Consider the following 13,955-nt stretch of genomic DNA (forward strand, 5'->3'; position numbering starts at 1 on the left):
GAACACGACATGGCCGTGCAGGACCTGCTGTCCCAGGATGAGATCGACGCGCTGTTGCATGGCGTCGACGATGGTCTGGTACAGACCGAAAACGCTGCCGAACCCGGCACCGTCAAAAGCTATGACCTGACCAGCCAGGATCGCATCGTCCGCGGACGCATGCCGACCCTGGAAATGATCAACGAGCGTTTCGCCCGCTATACCCGCATCAGCATGTTCAACATGCTGCGTCGCTCGGCGGACGTGGCGGTCGGCGGCGTGCAGGTGATGAAGTTCGGCGAATACGTGCACTCGCTGTACGTGCCGACCAGTCTCAACCTGGTCAAGATCAAACCCCTGCGCGGCACCGCGCTGTTCATCCTCGACGCCAAGCTGGTGTTCAAGCTGGTGGACAACTTCTTCGGCGGTGACGGCCGTCACGCCAAGATCGAAGGCCGTGAATTCACCCCGACCGAACTGCGTGTGGTGCGCATGGTGCTGGAGCAGGCCTTCGTCGATCTGAAGGAAGCCTGGCAGGCGATCATGGAAGTCAACTTCGAGTACATCAACTCGGAAGTGAACCCGGCCATGGCCAACATCGTCGGCCCGAGCGAAGCCATTGTGGTGTCGACCTTCCACATCGAACTCGATGGCGGTGGCGGCGACCTGCACGTGACCATGCCGTACTCGATGATCGAGCCTGTGCGCGAAATGCTCGACGCCGGCTTCCAGTCGGACCTCGATGACCAGGACGAGCGCTGGGTCAACGCCCTGCGCCAGGACGTGCTGGATGTCGACGTGCCGATCGGGGCCACAGTGGCTCGTCGTCAGTTGCGCCTGCGCGACATCCTGCACATGCAGCCGGGGGATGTGATCCCGGTCGAGATGCCGGAAGAAATGATCATGCGCGCCAACGGCGTGCCGGCCTTCAAGGTCAAGATGGGCTCGCACAAGGGCAACCTGGCGTTGCAAGTGATCGAGCCGATCGAGCGCCGTTGACCGGTGCTCGTACCCATTCGCGATTAACCGAATTCTGAATTTTTGCTCGCCGAGGACACTGACAATATGAACACGCAGGACGATCAGGCACTGGCCGATGAATGGGCTGCGGCCCTGGAAGAAACCGGTGATGCCGGGCAGGCTGACATCGACGCTTTGCTGGCCGCCGATTCCGGCAGTTCCGCGTCTAACCGTTTGCCAATGGAAGAGTTCGGCAGCGTGCCGAAAAACAACGAGCCGGTCAGCCTCGAAGGCCCGAACCTGGACGTGATCCTTGATATCCCGGTGTCGATTTCCATGGAAGTGGGCAGCACCGACATCAACATCCGCAACTTGCTGCAACTGAACCAGGGTTCGGTGATCGAGCTTGATCGCCTGGCCGGCGAGCCGCTGGACGTGCTGGTCAATGGCACGCTCATCGCCCACGGCGAAGTGGTGGTGGTCAACGAGAAGTTCGGCATCCGCCTGACGGACGTGATCAGCCCAAGCGAACGCATCAAGAAGCTGCGCTGAGTGAAGAAGGTTCTCGGGTTTGTGTTGGCAATGCCGTTCAGCGTGCTGGCGGCTGAGCCTGTCGCCACGGCGGCCACGGCGGCCACGGCTGCTGCGCCGGCGGTGAGCAGCGGTGTGGCCGGTCAGCTGACGCAACTGGTGTTCGGTTTGCTGTTGGTGCTGGGGCTGATCTTCCTTCTCGCCTGGTTGTTGCGTCGGGTCCAGCAGGCCGGTCCGGCCGGCAAGGGGCAGGTGATCGAGATTGTCGGCTCCCGCGCGCTGGGGCCTCGCGACCGCCTGATGCTGGTGCAGGTCGGCAACGAGCAGATCCTGTTGGGCCTGAGCCCCGGCAACATTGCTGCGCTGCACGTTCTCAAGGAGCCGGTGCAAGTGCCGAGTACTGAGAAACCGACGCCGGAGTTTGCCCAGCGCCTGCTGGAGATGCTGGGTAAAGATCAAAAGGATAAGAAGTAATGGGTGCGCTACGCATCGTCTTGATGCTGACCCTGATGCTGGCCGCGCCGCTGGTATTCGGCGCCGATCCGCTGTCGATCCCGGCCATCACCCTGGGCACCAATGCGCAGGGGGCGCAGGAATACTCGGTCAGCCTGCAAATCCTGCTGATCATGACCGCGCTGAGTTTTATCCCGGCGTTTGTCATGCTGATGACCAGCTTCACCCGGATCATCATCGTGTTCTCGATCCTGCGCCAGGCCCTGGGCCTGCAGCAGACACCGTCGAACCAGATCCTCACCGGCATGGCGCTGTTCCTGACCCTGTTCATCATGGCGCCGGTGTTCGACCGGGTGAACCAGGACGCCTTGCAGCCGTATCTGGCGGAAAAACTGACGGCCCAGGATGCGGTCGCCAAGGCCCAGGTGCCGATCAAGGACTTCATGCTCGCCCAGACCCGCACCAGCGATCTGGAGCTGTTCATGCGCCTGTCCAAGCGCACTGACATCGCGACGCCGGATCAGGCGCCGTTGACCATCCTGGTGCCGGCCTTCGTGACCTCCGAGCTGAAAACGGCGTTCCAGATCGGCTTCATGATCTTCATTCCGTTCCTGATCATCGACCTGGTCGTGGCCAGTGTGTTGATGGCCATGGGTATGATGATGCTCTCGCCGCTGATCATTTCCTTGCCATTCAAAATCATGTTGTTCGTGCTGGTGGATGGCTGGGCGCTGATCATCGGCACGCTGGCCAGCAGCTTCGGCGGTGTCTCGCCATGACGCCAGAAGTTGCGGTCGACATCTTCCGCGAAGCGCTGTGGCTGACCACCATGATGGTGGCGGTGCTGGTGATTCCAAGTTTGCTTGTGGGCCTGCTGGTGGCGATGTTCCAGGCCGCCACCCAGATCAACGAACAGACCCTGAGCTTCCTGCCGCGCCTGCTGGTGATGCTGGTGACGCTGATCGTCGGCGGCCCGTGGCTGGTGCAGACTTTCATGGATTACATCCTGCAGCTGTACGGCAGCATTCCTCAGGTCATCGGCTAAACCATGTCACTGCTAGCGCTGACCGATACGCAGATCAGCACCTGGGTGGCGACGTTCATGCTGCCGCTGTTTCGCGTCGGCTCCTTGCTGATGGTCATGCCGGTGTTTGGCACGACCCTGCTGCCCCGGCGCATCCGCCTGTATTTCGCCTTGGCCATTACCGTGGTCATCGCGCCGGGTCTGCCGCCGATGCCGCCGGTGAATCCCCTGGATTTGAGTGGGCTGTTGCTGATTGCCGAGCAGATTCTCATTGGTGCGGTGATGGGTTTTTCCTTGCAGCTGTTCTTCCAGGCCTTTGTGGTCGCCGGGCAAATCGTCGCCATCCAGATGGGCATGGGCTTCGCTTCCATGATCGACCCGGCCAACGGTGTATCGACGGCGGTGATCGGGCAGTTTTTCACCATGCTGGTGACGCTGCTGTTCCTGTCCATGAACGGTCATCTGGTGGTGTTCGAGATCCTCACCGAGAGTTTCACCACGTTGCCGGTGGGTGGCGGCCTGATGGTCAATCACTACTGGGAGCTGGCCGGCAAGCTCGGCTGGGTGCTCGGTTCGGCGTTGTTGTTGGTGCTGCCGGCGATCACCGCGTTGCTGGTGGTCAACATCGCGTTTGGCGTCATGACCCGGGCGGCGCCGCAACTGAATATTTTCTCTGTCGGCTTCCCGCTGATCCTGGTGCTTGGGCTGTTCATCGTCTGGGTCGGTCTGGCGGACATTCTCAACCAGTATCAACCGCTGGCCACTGAGGCCTTGCAGTTATTACGCGAAATGGCACGGGCGAGCTGAGTCATGGCCGAGAGCGAAAGCGGTCAGGACAAAACAGAAGACCCCACGGAGAAGCGCAAACAGGACTCCCGTGAAAAGGGTGAGGTAGCCCGGTCCAAGGAACTCAACACCCTGGCGATCATGCTGGTCGGTGCCTCGGCGCTGCTGATTTTTGGCGGCGCCATGGCGCAGGACATGATGGAGCTGATGCGCATCAACTTCTCGCTGCCGCGGGAAGTGATTCTGGATCAGCGCTCCATGGCCACCTACCTGATGCGCTCGGGGCAAATTGCTCTGTGGTCGATCCAGCCGGTGATGATCACGTTGGTACTGGCTGCCATCATCGGTCCGATTTCCCTGGGTGGCTGGCTGTTCGCGGCGAGTTCCATGGCGCCCAAATTCAGCCGCTTGAATCCCGGTCCAGGCCTCAAGCGCATGTTCTCGACCAAGTCGCTGGTCGAACTGCTCAAGGCCCTGGCCAAGTTCATCATCATCCTGTTCGTGGCGCTGGCGGTACTGTCGTCGGACATCGATGACCTGCTGCGCATCGCCCATGAGCCCCTGGACATGGCGATCATTCACAGCCTGCAAGTGGTGGGCTGGAGCACCTTGTGGATGGCGTGCGGGCTGATCCTGATCGCTGTGGTGGATGTGCCGGTGCAGCTCTGGGAAAGCCACAAGAAACTGCTGATGACCAAGCAGGAAGTGCGTGACGAGCATAAGGATCAGGAGGGACGGCCAGAGGTCAAGCAGCGGATTCGACAGCTGCAACGTGAGATGTCCCAGCGGCGGATGATGGCCGCCATTCCCGAGGCCGACGTGGTCATCACCAACCCGACGCACTACGCCGTGGCCCTCAAGTACGACCCGGAAAAGGGTAATGCGCCGGTATTGCTGGCCAAGGGCAGCGACTTCCTGGCCCTGAAGATCCGCGAGATCGCGGCGGCCAACGAGATCCTGCTGCTGGAGTCCCCGGCGCTGGCGCGGTCGATCTACTACTCCACCGAACTTGAGCAGGAAATTCCCGGCGGGCTCTACCTGGCGGTCGCGCAGGTGCTGGCTTACGTTTATCAGATTCGACAGTACCGGGCGGGCAAGGGCAAGCGACCGGATCCGCTCAAGGATGACCTGCCGATTCCGCCGGATTTGCGGCGCGACTCCTGATTTCGATATCGATCAGTGTGGGAGCGAGCCTGCTCGCGATAGCGGCTGCACAGGCACAATTTGTGTCGACTGACACGCCGCCATCGCGAGCAGGCTCGCTCCCACAGAATCCTTCAAAACCCCTCTGTTACCTGGCTCTGCAAAAGTTGGAAAGCTTCTTGCAGTAGCCGCTCTGCGCCTGCTTCGGGCGTCAAAAGTTTGCTTTAAAGGAACGGGGAAAACCGGTGGATCGCTCTCAGTTAATCAACAGTGCCCGCAGCAACATTGCCGACCTCAGTCGAGGCAATCTGGGCGTGCCGCTGTTGCTGCTGGTCATGCTGGCGATGATGATGTTGCCGGTTCCGCCGTTCCTGCTGGACGTGTTCTTCACCTTCAACATTGCCCTGTCCATCGTCGTGCTGCTGGTGTGCGTCTACGCTTTGCGGCCGCTGGATTTCGCGGTGTTCCCGACCATTCTGCTGGTGGCGACGCTGTTGCGCCTGGCGTTGAACGTGGCCTCCACGCGGGTGGTGATGCTCCACGGTCAGGACGGCCATGCCGCAGCCGGCAAGGTGATCCAGGCGTTCGGCGAGGTGGTGATCGGCGGTAACTACGTGGTCGGTATCGTGGTCTTCGCGATCTTGATGATCATCAACTTCGTCGTGGTGACCAAGGGCGCGGGGCGGATTTCCGAGGTGAGTGCGCGATTCACCCTCGATGCGATGCCCGGCAAGCAAATGGCGATCGACGCCGACCTCAACGCCGGCCTGATCGATCAGGCCCAGGCCAAGGCCCGCCGTTCGGAAGTTGCGCAGGAAGCCGAGTTCTACGGCTCCATGGACGGCGCCAGCAAATTCGTCCGCGGTGATGCCATCGCCGGCCTGTTGATCCTGTTCATCAACCTGATCGGCGGCATGGCGGTCGGTATCTTCCAGCACGGGATGACCTTCGGCGACGCCGGCAAGGTGTATGCGCTGTTGACCATCGGTGACGGTTTGGTGGCGCAATTGCCATCACTGTTGTTATCGACAGCCGCCGCGATCATGGTGACCCGTGCTTCCGGTTCGGAAGACATGGGCAAGCAAATCAATCGCCAGATGTTCGCCTCGCCCAAGGCGCTGGCAGTGGCGGCAGGCTTGATGGCGGTCATGGGCCTGGTGCCCGGCATGCCGCACTTCTCGTTCCTGAGCATGGCGGCCCTGGCGGCCGGTGGCGCTTACCTGTTCTGGAAAAAGCAGAACGTCGCCAAGGTGCAGGCCCTGCAAGAGGTCAAGCGCCAGCAGGAGTTGCTGCCGTCGCCGGCCCGCGCCCAGGAAACCAAGGAGCTTGGCTGGGATGACGTGACGCCAATCGACATGATCGGCCTGGAGGTGGGTTATCGCCTGATTCCGTTGGTGGACCGCAACCAGGGCGGCCAGTTGCTGGCGCGGATCAAGGGGGTGCGCAAGAAGCTGTCCCAGGATCTGGGTTTCCTGATGCCCACGGTGCATATCCGCGACAACCTCGACCTGGCGCCGAGCGCCTATCGCCTGACCCTCATGGGGGTGATCCTGGCCGAAGCGGAGATTTACCCGGATCGCGAACTGGCGATCAACCCGGGACAGGTCTACGGCACGCTCAACGGCATTACCGCCAAAGATCCGGCTTTCGGCCTGGAGGCGGTCTGGATCGAAATCAGCCAGCGCGCCCAGGCGCAATCCCTCGGTTATACGGTGGTCGATGCCAGTACCGTAGTGGCTACCCACTTGAACCAGATTCTGTACAAGCATTCCAGTGAACTGATCGGTCACGAAGAAGTGCAGCAACTCATGCAATTGCTGGGCAAAAGCTCGCCGAAACTGGCCGAGGAGCTGGTGCCGGGCGTGGTTTCGCTGTCGCAGCTGCTCAAGGTGCTGCAGGCGCTGTTGGCCGAACAAGTGCCGGTGCGCGACATCCGCAGCATTGCCGAGGCCATCGCCAACAATGCCGCCAAGAGTCAAGATACCGCCGCGCTGGTGGCTGCCGTGCGGGTTGGCGTATCCCGTGCAATCGTCCAAAGCATTGTAGGCACTGAGTCGGAGCTGCCAGTCATCACGCTGGAGCCAAGGTTGGAACAGATATTGCTCAATAGTCTGCAAAAGGCTGGGCAAGGCTCGGAAGAGGGCGTTCTGCTGGAGCCAAGCATGGCTGAGAAGCTGCAACGCTCGCTGATCGACGCAGCGCAGCGCCAGGAGATGCAAGGTCAGCCGGTGATTCTGCTGGTGGCCGGTCCGGTTCGCGCGATGCTCTCGCGATTTGGTCGGCTCGCAGTCCCGGGTTTGCACGTGTTGGCTTACCAGGAAATCCCTGACAACAAGCAAGTGACCATCGTTGCGACAGTAGGGCCCAACGGCTGAGGTAGTGGTTTATGCAAGTTAAGCGTTTTTTCGCCGCCGATATGCGTCAGGCCATGAAGCTGGTTCGCGATGAGCTGGGCGCTGATGCCGCCATCATTGGCAACCGCCGGATCGCTGGAGGTGTCGAACTGACGGCTGCACTGGATTACAAGTTGTCGGCGCTGGCGCCGCGGGTTCCGAACATGGAACTCGAAGACGAGCTGCGCAAGACTCAGTCGCGGATCGTCACGGCCCAGGCCGAACTGAGCCTGCGTGGCGACGGCGAGAGCGACAATGCGACCAATCGCCAGTTGTTCGCCGGCTTGCCGCTCACCGCAGCCGAGCCGTTGATCGAGCCCACCTACGCCGAACCCCGTCGCCCCGCACCGGCCGCTGCACCAGCCTCCACTGGCGTGGACCCGCGCGCGTTCGACTCGATGCGTTTCGAGCTCAACAGCCTGCGCGAACTCATGGAGGTCCAGCTCGGCTCCCTGGCCTGGAATCAGCTGCAGGGCAGCCGTCCGGACCAGGCCAACCTCTGGCGTCGCCTGCAACGCATCGGCCTGTCCGGCCCGCTGTCGCGCGACCTTTTGGCGATGATCACCGATATCGAAGAGCCTCGTCAGGCCTGGCGCATGTTGCTGGCGCACCTGGCGCGCATGATCGTTACCCCGGAAGTCGAGCCTCTGGAAGAAGGCGGCGTGATTGCCATGGTCGGCCCGGCCGGCATGGGCAAGACCACTACCCTGGCCAAGCTGGCCGCCCGTTACGTGCTCAAGTACGGCGCGCAGAACATAGCGCTGGTGAGCATGGACAGCTTCCGCATCGGTGCCCAGGAGCAGCTCAAGACCCTGGGGCGCATCCTCAATGTGCCGGTGACCCACGTCGATCCGGGCCAGTCCCTGGTGCAGGCGCTGGAACCCTTGCTGCGCAAGCGCGTGGTGCTGATCGATACCGCCGGCCTGCAGGCCAGCGACCCGGCCTTGCGCATGCAACTCGAAAGCCTGGCCGGTCGTGGCATCCGCTCGAAAAATTATCTGGTCCTGGCAACCACCAGCCAGAAACAGGTTCTAACCGCCGCCTATCATAGTTACAAGCGTTGCGGGCTCGCTGGCTGCATCCTGACTAAACTGGATGAAACGGCTAGTCTGGGTGAGGTGTTGAGCCTTGCCATCAGTCATGAGTTGCCGGTGGCTTACCTGACCGATGGCCCGCGGATCCCGGATGATTTGCATCTGCCGCGTCGTCACCAGTTGGTCAGTCGCGCCGTGAGCGTGCAAATGCAGGAAGAACCCAGCGAAGAAGCCATGGCTGACATGTTCGCTGACATCTACCACAGCCCGACCAAGCAGGTTGGCTGAGGTAAAAATGAACAGTTTTTGTACCTACATCGATGGTCTGCCATGCATTGTTCCGTTTGTGAACGCGCAGCCAGTAATGTGGCCTCCGTCTATGCAAGACAAGGTAAAGAAATAACATGGGCAGCATGCATCCCGTACAGGTGATCGCGGTGACCGGCGGCAAAGGTGGCGTCGGGAAAACTAATGTGTCAGTGAACTTGTCCCTGGCTCTGGCTGAGCTTGGCCGGCGCGTCATGCTGTTGGACGCCGACCTGGGACTGGCGAACGTCGACGTTCTGCTGGGCCTGACACCCAAACGTACCCTGGCCGACGTGATCGAGGGCCGCTGCGAACTGCGCGATGTACTGCTGCAGGGACCCGGTGGCATCCGAATCGTTCCGGCCGCATCCGGCACTCAGAGCATGGTGCATCTGAGCCCCGCGCAACACGCCGGCCTGATCCAGGCCTTCAGCGATATCGGCGACAACCTCGATGTATTGGTGATCGATACCGCGGCGGGTATTGGTGACTCGGTAGTCAGTTTCGTTCGCGCAGCCCAGGAAGTGCTGCTGGTGGTGTGCGACGAGCCGACCTCGATCACTGACGCCTACGCATTGATCAAACTGCTTAACCGTGACTACGGCATGAACCGCTTCCGGGTCCTGGCCAACATGGCCCAGAGCCCGCAGGAAGGGCGCAACCTGTTCGCCAAGTTGACCAAGGTCACGGATCGCTTCCTCGACGTCGCCCTGCAATACGTCGGCGCGGTGCCCTACGACGAAAGCGTGCGCAAGGCCGTGCAGAAGCAGCGCGCCGTCTACGAGGCGTTCCCGCGTTCCAAGTGCTCGCTGGCATTCAAGGCCATCGCACAGAAGGTCGATACCTGGCCGCTGCCTGCCAACCCGCGCGGGCACCTGGAGTTTTTCGTCGAGCGGCTCGTGCAGCAGACAGCAGGGCCGGTTCTATGACAGCAAGCGGTTACAACCTCTACAAAAAATCGGCGCGTGATGCGCAGTACGAGCTGATCGAGCGTTACGCGCCGCTGGTTAAACGCATTGCCTACCACTTGTTGGCGCGCCTGCCGGCCAGTGTCCAGGTCGAAGACCTGATCCAGGCCGGGATGATCGGCCTGCTTGAAGTGTCGACCAAATATGACGCCAGCAAAGGCGCCAGTTTCGAGACGTACGCGGGCATTCGAATCCGCGGCGCCATGCTCGATGAAGTGCGCAAGGGGGACTGGGCGCCACGTTCGGTTCACCGCAATACACGCATGGTCAGCGACGCCATTCGCTCGATTGAAGCGAAAACCGGCCGTGACGCTAAAGATCACGAAGTTGCGGCCGAACTCCAATTGAGTCTCGACGATTACTACGGGATTTTGAACGACACCCTGGGCAGCCGGCTGTTCAGTTTCGACGATCTGTTGCAGGACGGCGAACACGAAGGGCTGCACGAGGATGGCGCGAGTGCTCATATCGAACCGTCACGCGACCTGGAAGATGAACGCTTCCAGGCTGCGCTGGCAGATGCGATTGCCAATTTGCCGGAGCGTGAGCGACTGGTGTTGGCGCTGTACTACGACGAAGAGTTGAACCTCAAGGAAATCGGTGAGGTCCTGGGGGTCAGCGAATCTCGGGTCAGCCAGTTACACAGCCAGTGCGCGGCCCGTTTGCGGGGGCGTTTGGGGGAGTGGCGAGCGCGCTGAAGGCAGTGTGGGGGACACTGCGAACGAGGCCGGTGTGGTGTTGAACTGCGCCGGTCGCGATCTGTTGTGCTCCAGACAGTCATCGAGTGCTTTGCCGGATTGATTGAAATGGCGCGTCCAGGTGCTGGGCGCGTTTAAGACTGCTTGGAGGTCGAATTGGACAAGAACATGAAAATCCTCATCGTTGATGACTTCTCAACGATGCGGCGGATCATCAAGAACCTGCTGCGTGACCTTGGGTTCACCAACACCGTCGAGGCCGACGATGGCACTACCGCCATTCCGGTGCTCAACAGCGGAAGCATCGACTTTCTGGTAACGGACTGGAACATGCCTGGCATGACCGGTATCGATCTGCTGCGCCACGTGCGTGCCGATGAAAAGCTCAAGCACCTGCCGGTGCTGATGGTGACCGCTGAAGCCAAACGTGAGCAGATCATCGAAGCGGCCCAGGCCGGCGTTAACGGCTATGTGGTCAAACCCTTCACGGCCCAGGCGTTGAAAGAAAAAATCGAGAAGATTTTCGAACGCATCGGTTGATGAGTGCGCCACGGGGGAGCTATGGGCAATAACGAAACTTCATTGGGCGACTTTGAGTCGACCCTGAAAAAACACGCCGTCGAATTGGTCGCCAGCCTTGAAAAAGGCAAGTTCGGCGACGCGGTGCAATTGATCCATGAGCTCAACCAGACCCGTGACCGCGGCCTGTATCAGGAAGTGGGCAAGCTCACTCGCGAACTGCATAGCGCGATCGTCAATTTCCAGATTGACCCGCACATGCCGCAAGCCGAAGAAGTGTCGCAGATCACCGACGCCACCGAGCGTCTGGGCTATGTCGTGAAGCTGACCGAGGCAGCGGCCAACCGCACCATGGATCTGGTGGAAAGTGCCACGCCGCTGGTCAATGGCCTGGCGGATGAAGCCAAGGTCTTGAGCGCGGACTGGGGACGGTTCATGCGTCGTGAGGTCGGCGCTGAAGAGTTCCGCGAACTGGCCCGGCGGGTCGACGGATTCCTGGTGCGCAGCGGCACGGACAATCGCGCGGTGTCGGGCAACCTCAACGACATCCTGCTCGCCCAGGATTACCAGGACCTCACAGGCCAGGTGATCAAGCGTGTGACCCAGTTGGTCACCGAAGTTGAAAGCAACCTGCTCAAGCTCGTGCTGATGGCCAGTCAGGTGGACCGCTTTGCGGGCATCGAGCATGACCGCGAAGCGATGCTTGCAGAAAAAGATCCACAAAAACATCTCTCTCAGGGTGAAGGTCCGCAGATTCATGCCGATAAAAGAGAAGACGTTGTGTCCGGTCAGGACGATGTGGACGATTTGTTATCCAGCCTGGGATTTTAGAGTTTTAGAATTTTAGGTTTTTTGGGTTTTTAGACCTGTAGGAGCACCCCCCTTAATGAGCTTCGGCGCCGATGAAGAGATCCTTCAGGATTTCCTGGTTGAGGCCGGCGAGATTCTAGAGCAACTGTCCGAGCAACTGGTCGAGCTGGAAAGCCGTCCGGATGATGCGGATCTGCTCAATGCAATTTTTCGCGGTTTTCACACTGTAAAAGGGGGCGCCGGCTTCCTCCAGCTCAACGAGCTGGTGGAGTGCTGCCACATCGCCGAGAACGTGTTCGACATCCTGCGCAAGGGTGAACGTCGCGTCGACTCGGAACTGATGGACGTGGTTCTCGAAGCGCTGGACGCGGTGAACAGCATGTTCAGCGAAGTCCGCGAGCGCAGCCCGATCACCGCTGCGACACCAGAACTGCTTGCGGCGCTGGCCCGTCTGGCCGAGCCGCAATCGGCTGACGAAGTGACGCCTGCGCCCGTCGCCGAAGTGATTGAAGAACCGGTGGCCGAAACCGGTTCCGACGACATCACCGACACCGAATTCGAACAACTGCTGGACTCGCTGAACGCCGTCAAGGCGCAGGCCGAGGCGCCGGCGGCTGCTCCAGCGCCTGTCAGCAATGCCGCTGCCAGCGATGAAATCACTGATGCCGAGTTCGAGTCGTTGCTCGATCAACTGCATGGTAAAGGCCAGTTCGCCGTTGACGCAGTGGTCCCGGCACCAGCTGCGCCAGAAGCGCCGAAAGCGGCAGGCGACAGTTCCGATATTACTGACGACGAATTCGAAGCACTGCTCGACCAACTGCACGGCAAGGGTAACTTTGCTGTCGAGGCACTGGAGTCGGCCATTGCTTGCGTGCCAGCACCTGCCGCGCCAGCCGCCGCAGTGGTCGGCAGCGATTTGATCACCGATCACGAATTTGAATCGCTGCTCGATGAGTTGCACGGCAAAGGCAAGTTCAGCGAAGTCGGCACCGCGACGGTTGCCAGCGGATCGAACACGTCCGTTGCCGCGCCGGCCGCGAAGACTGCGGCGCCGAAACCGGTGGCCAAGGCACCCGAGCCAAAAGCCGAAACGCCGGTTGCTGGACCTGCTGCTGCGCGTGCCCCGGCCGCGCCACCGGCGGAAAAACCGGCGAGCGAAGCCGAGACCACCGTGCGCGTCGATACCGCGCGTCTCGACGAGATCATGAACATGGTCGGCGAGTTGGTGCTGGTGCGTAACCGCCTGGTCCGCCTCGGCCTCAACAGCGGCGACGAAGCCATGTCCAAGGCTGTGTCGAACCTCGACGTGGTCACCGCCGACCTGCAAACCGCGGTCATGAAGACCCGGATGCAACCGATCAAGAAAGTCTTCGGGCGCTTCCCGCGCCTGGTTCGCGACCTGGCTCGCCAGCTCAAGAAAGAGATCAACCTGGAACTGGTCGGCGAAGAAACCGACCTCGACAAGAACCTCGTCGAGGCCCTGGCAGACCCGTTGGTCCACTTGGTGCGCAACGCGGTCGACCACGGCATCGAATCGCCGGAAGAGCGCGAAGCTTCGGGCAAGGCCCGGGGTGGCAAGGTGATTCTTGCAGCCGAGCAGGAAGGCGACCACATCCTGCTGTCGATCTCCGATGACGGTAAAGGCATGGACCCGAATGTCCTGCGTTCGATCGCGGTGAAACGCGGTGTGATGGACAAGGATGCCGCCGATCGCCTGAGCGACACCGAATGCTACAACCTGATCTTCGCCCCGGGTTTCTCGACCAAGACCGAGATCTCCGACGTATCGGGTCGCGGCGTGGGCATGGACGTGGTGAAAACCAAGATTTCCCAGCTCAACGGTTCGATCAACATCTACTCGGCCAAAGGCCAGGGTTCGAAGATCGTCATCAAGGTGCCGTTGACCCTGGCGATCATGCCGACGCTGATGGTCATGCTCGGCAACCAGGCGTTTGCGTTCCCGCTGGTGAACGTCAACGAGATCTTCCACCTCGACCTGTCGACCACCAACGTCGTGGACGGCCAGGAAGTGGTGATCGTGCGGGACAAGGCACTGCCATTGTTCTATCTCAAACGCTGGCTGGTCCGCTCCGCCGCTCACGAAGAGCAGCGCGAGGGCCATGTGGTGATCCTTTCGGTGGGCACGCAGCGGATCGGCTTTGTCGTCGATCAACTGGTGGGCCAGGAAGAGGTGGTCATCAAGCCATTGGGCAAAATGCTCCAGGGAACGCCGGGCATGTCCGGCGCCACCATCACCGGTGACGGCCGCATTGCGCTGATTCTCGATGTTCCGAGCATGCTCAAGCGTTACGCCACACGGCGTATTTGATTCTGGTGGAGCGGGGCGCCTG

Annotated in this window: 14 protein-coding genes; all 14 read left to right on the forward strand. The window is 60.8% G+C overall.

Going from position 1 to position 13,955, the window contains the following annotated elements; genetic code table 11:
- The first annotated feature begins 9 nt into the window (after positions 1–9).
- Entirely contained in the window at positions 10–978 is a 969-nt protein-coding gene (gene fliM, locus WHX55_RS07560; protein ID WP_057398369.1) for a flagellar motor switch protein FliM, read from the forward strand.
- Between the two features lie 66 nt (positions 979–1,044).
- Positions 1,045–1,491 carry a flagellar motor switch protein FliN gene (gene fliN / locus WHX55_RS07565; RefSeq protein WP_150757663.1) on the forward strand — a complete coding sequence of 149 codons (447 nt, stop codon included), beginning with the start codon at positions 1,045–1,047 and terminating at the stop codon, positions 1,489–1,491.
- Complete coding sequence (gene fliO, locus WHX55_RS07570; RefSeq protein ID WP_353742342.1) at positions 1,492–1,944, forward strand: flagellar biosynthetic protein FliO; 453 nt, start codon at positions 1,492–1,494, stop codon at positions 1,942–1,944.
- Positions 1,945–1,967: 23 nt separating this feature from the next.
- Complete coding sequence (gene fliP, locus WHX55_RS07575; RefSeq protein ID WP_353743026.1) at positions 1,968–2,702, forward strand: flagellar type III secretion system pore protein FliP; 735 nt, start codon at positions 1,968–1,970, stop codon at positions 2,700–2,702.
- Positions 2,699–2,968: a flagellar biosynthesis protein FliQ gene (gene fliQ / locus WHX55_RS07580; protein WP_057398373.1), complete on the forward strand. Its 270-nt coding sequence runs from the start codon at positions 2,699–2,701 to the stop codon at positions 2,966–2,968. The genes fliP and fliQ overlap by 4 nt, the downstream gene beginning before the upstream one ends.
- A 3-nt stretch (positions 2,969–2,971) precedes the next feature.
- The gene (fliR, locus tag WHX55_RS07585; RefSeq protein ID WP_150724473.1) at positions 2,972–3,754 is read left to right on the forward strand and encodes a flagellar biosynthetic protein FliR; all 783 of its coding nucleotides are present in this window, start codon (positions 2,972–2,974) and stop codon (positions 3,752–3,754) included.
- Positions 3,755–3,757: 3 nt separating this feature from the next.
- Positions 3,758–4,897, forward strand: coding sequence for a flagellar biosynthesis protein FlhB (flhB, locus tag WHX55_RS07590; RefSeq protein ID WP_150724474.1), 1,140 nt, complete (start codon positions 3,758–3,760; stop codon positions 4,895–4,897).
- Between the two features lie 224 nt (positions 4,898–5,121).
- Positions 5,122–7,251, forward strand: coding sequence for a flagellar biosynthesis protein FlhA (flhA, locus tag WHX55_RS07595; protein ID WP_150753420.1), 2,130 nt, complete (start codon positions 5,122–5,124; stop codon positions 7,249–7,251).
- Between the two features lie 11 nt (positions 7,252–7,262).
- On the forward strand, positions 7,263–8,591 hold the full coding sequence (flhF, locus tag WHX55_RS07600; RefSeq protein ID WP_150724476.1) for a flagellar biosynthesis protein FlhF: 1,329 nt from the start codon (positions 7,263–7,265) through the stop codon (positions 8,589–8,591).
- 116 nt (positions 8,592–8,707) lie between these two features.
- Positions 8,708–9,538, forward strand: a complete 831-nt coding sequence (fleN, locus tag WHX55_RS07605) for a flagellar synthesis regulator FleN (protein ID WP_008001746.1) — start codon at positions 8,708–8,710, stop codon at positions 9,536–9,538.
- Positions 9,535–10,275, forward strand: a complete 741-nt coding sequence (gene fliA / locus WHX55_RS07610; RefSeq protein ID WP_150724477.1) for an RNA polymerase sigma factor FliA — start codon at positions 9,535–9,537, stop codon at positions 10,273–10,275. Before fleN ends, fliA begins: the two co-directional genes overlap by 4 nt.
- A 168-nt stretch (positions 10,276–10,443) precedes the next feature.
- Positions 10,444–10,815 (forward strand): chemotaxis response regulator CheY, encoded by a 372-nt coding sequence (locus WHX55_RS07615; protein WP_003183998.1) that lies wholly within the window; start codon positions 10,444–10,446, stop codon positions 10,813–10,815.
- 21 nt (positions 10,816–10,836) lie between these two features.
- Positions 10,837–11,625 (forward strand): protein phosphatase CheZ, encoded by a 789-nt coding sequence (locus WHX55_RS07620; protein WP_150724478.1) that lies wholly within the window; start codon positions 10,837–10,839, stop codon positions 11,623–11,625.
- Between the two features lie 55 nt (positions 11,626–11,680).
- A complete protein-coding gene (locus WHX55_RS07625) occupies positions 11,681–13,933 on the forward strand; it encodes a chemotaxis protein CheA (protein ID WP_353742343.1) in 2,253 nt (750 codons plus the stop codon).
- The last annotated feature ends 22 nt before the right edge of the window (positions 13,934–13,955 follow it).

The sequence above is a fragment of the Pseudomonas fluorescens genome, assembly GCF_040448305.1.
In the GTDB taxonomy this organism is placed as follows: Bacteria; Pseudomonadota; Gammaproteobacteria; order Pseudomonadales; family Pseudomonadaceae; genus Aquipseudomonas; species Aquipseudomonas fluorescens_BH.

Bases quoted from the DNA above. Each gene is read 5' to 3' on its own strand.
- flhB (WP_150724474.1), top strand. From the start codon at position 3,758: ATGGCCGAGAGCGAAAGCGGTCAGGACAAAACAGAAGACCCCACGGAG.
- fliP (WP_353743026.1), top strand. From the start codon at position 1,968: ATGCTGACCCTGATGCTGGCCGCGCCGCTGGTATTCGGCGCCGATCCG.
- WHX55_RS07620 (WP_150724478.1), top strand. From the start codon at position 10,837: ATGGGCAATAACGAAACTTCATTGGGCGACTTTGAGTCGACCCTGAAA.
- WHX55_RS07615 (WP_003183998.1), top strand. From the start codon at position 10,444: ATGAAAATCCTCATCGTTGATGACTTCTCAACGATGCGGCGGATCATC.
- fleN (WP_008001746.1), top strand. From the start codon at position 8,708: ATGGGCAGCATGCATCCCGTACAGGTGATCGCGGTGACCGGCGGCAAA.
- fliN (WP_150757663.1), top strand. From the start codon at position 1,045: ATGAACACGCAGGACGATCAGGCACTGGCCGATGAATGGGCTGCGGCC.
- fliA (WP_150724477.1), top strand. From the start codon at position 9,535: ATGACAGCAAGCGGTTACAACCTCTACAAAAAATCGGCGCGTGATGCG.
- WHX55_RS07625 (WP_353742343.1), top strand. From the start codon at position 11,681: ATGAGCTTCGGCGCCGATGAAGAGATCCTTCAGGATTTCCTGGTTGAG.
- fliM (WP_057398369.1), top strand. From the start codon at position 10: ATGGCCGTGCAGGACCTGCTGTCCCAGGATGAGATCGACGCGCTGTTG.
- fliR (WP_150724473.1), top strand. From the start codon at position 2,972: ATGTCACTGCTAGCGCTGACCGATACGCAGATCAGCACCTGGGTGGCG.
- flhF (WP_150724476.1), top strand. From the start codon at position 7,263: ATGCAAGTTAAGCGTTTTTTCGCCGCCGATATGCGTCAGGCCATGAAG.
- fliQ (WP_057398373.1), top strand. From the start codon at position 2,699: ATGACGCCAGAAGTTGCGGTCGACATCTTCCGCGAAGCGCTGTGGCTG.